This window comes from Bartonella numerosa, assembly GCF_037070845.1.
In the GTDB taxonomy this organism is placed as follows: domain Bacteria; phylum Pseudomonadota; class Alphaproteobacteria; order Rhizobiales; family Rhizobiaceae; genus Bartonella.
The window spans coordinates 1-2,445 of the sequence record NZ_JAYMZI010000020.1; the positions used below are offsets into that span (position 1 = coordinate 1).

The window sequence follows — 2,445 nt, forward strand, 5'->3', positions numbered from 1 at the left end:
AGCTGTTGGTCATGCACCTTGGGGGCTTGGATGTGCTGAATATTTTTATAACCTTTATGAACATGAAGATGGCACCAGAGAGTATGAAGAGTTTGATGGTTGCCAGTATCGTGACATGCCTAATAATGCAGATTTCAGTACGAAAGCACAAGTTAAAGTATGGGTCTATGGAGGAGCAGTTCCTAAAACGGTGCTGAATCTTGAACCTCTTATCGATGAGATTAATCAAGGCATCAAAAAGTTATCGGAAGCCGCTAGGGAATAAGTATGTTTACAGATCGGAGAGCTCTACAGTGAAAGGAGCTTGACAATGAGGCAAGAATATGTCTATCGTTGGAGAAGGTGCTTGAAAAACACCTTAAAACAACAAGCGGATGGATTGCCGGAACAATCTTTTCCTGTACATTAAAAGCTTTGACTCATTGTATGCGAGAAGCGTATAACGATTTTGTCGGGTGTGGTTATGCTATACAATACCCTTTGTGGGGAAAGCATAACGACGGGCTTGTTGCCGTGTTTTTCAGCACCCGGCACTCTTTTAGAGCGTCAATGAAAAACAGTTTACAACAAGGAGTTCATTATGAACACTCTTATCAAGATATCGGACAGTGTTAGCAATGGTACTGCAGTTCAAACTATGTCTAGCCTTGAGATAGCAGAATTGTGTGGCAAACGGCATGATCACGTTATGCGTGACATCAAGAAAATGCTTGAGGAATTATACGATGAAGATACTGCCCCCAAATTTGGGGTGAGTGAATTTTCTGAATTATATAGGGATTCAACAGGTCGTACGCTTCCTTGCTACAACCTTCCCAAGCGTGAATGTCTTATATTAGTATCGGGTTACAGCACTACACTGCGAGCAAAAATAGTTGATCGCTGGCAAGAATTGGAGAAGCAAGTTGCTGCCCCACAGATTGATTATTCTAGTCCTGAAGCGATGATTGGCTTCTTAACACATCTACAAGGACAGATAGAACAGAAAGCTATTTCACCTATTGACAATGGGGCAAGAATATGTCTATCGTTGGAGAAGGTGCTTGAAAAACACCTTAAGACATGTAGCGGTTTGATTTCCGAAGCAATTGATTTCCCGCACGTTAAAAGCTTTGACTCGTTGTGTACTACAAGTGTACAGTGGTTACGTCGGGTGTGGTTACACTATACAATACCTTTACGGGGAAAGTGTAACGACGGACTACATGCCGTGTTTTTCAGCACCCGGCACTCTTTTAGAGTGTCAATGAAAAACATCTAACATGTAGGGGTTCATCATGAACACTCTTATCAAGATATCGGACAGTGTTAATAATGGTACCGCAGTTCAAACTATGTCTAGCCGTGAGATAGCAGAATTGTGCGGGAAGCAGCATAAGCATGTCATGCGTGATATTAAGAAAATGTTGAGAGAATTATCCAATAAAGACACTGAGCCCAAATTTGGGCTGAGTGAATTTTCAGGATTATATAGGGATTCAACAGGTCGTACGCTTCCTTGCTACAATCTTCCCAAGCGTGAATGTCTTATATTGGTATCGGGTTACAGCACTACACTGCGAGCAAAAATAGTTGACCGCTGGCAAGAATTAGAAAAGCAAGTTGCTGCCCCACAGATTGATTATTCTAGTCCTGAAGCGATGATTGGCTTTTTGACACATCTACAAAGTCAAATTGAAGAGAAAAATACTACCATTGCTGAGCTCAAACCAAAAGCACAAGCTCTAGAAAGCTTAACGCGTTCTGATGGTTTGTTTGGTCTTACAGAAGCAGCCAAAGTCTTAGAGATACGACCAAAGGATTTAACGGATTACTTACGTGGGCATGATTGGGTTTATCGCCGTGCTCCGGGTTCTCCATTGTTGCCTTATCAAGATAAGATCAAGAGAGGTTTGATGGATTGTTCAACTATTACCATTCAAAGACCTGATGGAACAGAGAAAATCCTGCCTTCAACGAAGATCACAACAAAAGGCTTGGTATGTTTAAGAGAACAAATCCATGGAGGTGTGCAATGAGTACAAGTATTGATGCTTTATGTGATTCATGGATAGCGTTGTTTCACCTTTGCAATGATGATCGTCTCGGAGATAACGATTGTAATGCTATAGTTAAGACCATGAGCGTAATAGAGAATACTCTTGTTTTAAAGCTTCAAGATGAGGTTCCCAATGTTATTAAAACTTTGGCAGTTCTGACAGATTTTGGAAGTTCAGAGTTTCCTCAAGTGATGGAGCCTTTTTTGAAGGCTTATGATCCAAATTTAAAAAGCTTTCCTGAAAAAGCAGCTTAGCTTCATCATGAAACTTATATCTTCCCATTATTAAAGGTGGGAAGGTAGTTATACTGCATCTTTGATTGTAATAACTACTTGTTTGCCAAGAACTGTTAATGCTTGCTCGAGTGTTTGAAGCTTAGTCGGATAATTTGGATCAAGAATGCGTC

The 2,445-nt window shown here is 40.7% G+C and carries 4 protein-coding genes and 1 pseudogene; 4 read left to right on the plus strand and 1 reads right to left on the minus strand.

Translation table 11 applies throughout. The annotated features are described in order from the left end of the window. The 4 genes from WCP75_RS04915 to WCP75_RS04930 form a co-directional block, all read left to right on the plus strand. A partial coding sequence (locus WCP75_RS04915; protein ID WP_336277126.1) for a hypothetical protein occupies positions 1-265 on the plus strand: 265 nt, incomplete at its 5' end. Between the two features lie 315 nt (positions 266-580). Then, positions 581-1,261, plus strand: coding sequence for a Rha family transcriptional regulator (locus WCP75_RS04920; protein WP_336277127.1), 681 nt, complete (start codon positions 581-583; stop codon positions 1,259-1,261). A 16-nt stretch (positions 1,262-1,277) separates the two neighbouring features. Next, positions 1,278-2,018, plus strand: coding sequence for a phage antirepressor KilAC domain-containing protein (locus tag WCP75_RS04925; protein WP_336277128.1), 741 nt, complete (start codon positions 1,278-1,280; stop codon positions 2,016-2,018). After that, a complete protein-coding gene (locus tag WCP75_RS04930; RefSeq protein ID WP_336277129.1) occupies positions 2,015-2,293 on the plus strand; it encodes a hypothetical protein in 279 nt (92 codons plus the stop codon). Before WCP75_RS04925 ends, WCP75_RS04930 begins: the two co-directional genes overlap by 4 nt. Before the next feature lie 48 nt (positions 2,294-2,341). Here the strand turns inward: WCP75_RS04930 and WCP75_RS04935 are convergent. After that, positions 2,342-2,445, minus strand: a pseudogene (locus tag WCP75_RS04935) (type II toxin-antitoxin system HicB family antitoxin); the annotation flags it as partial.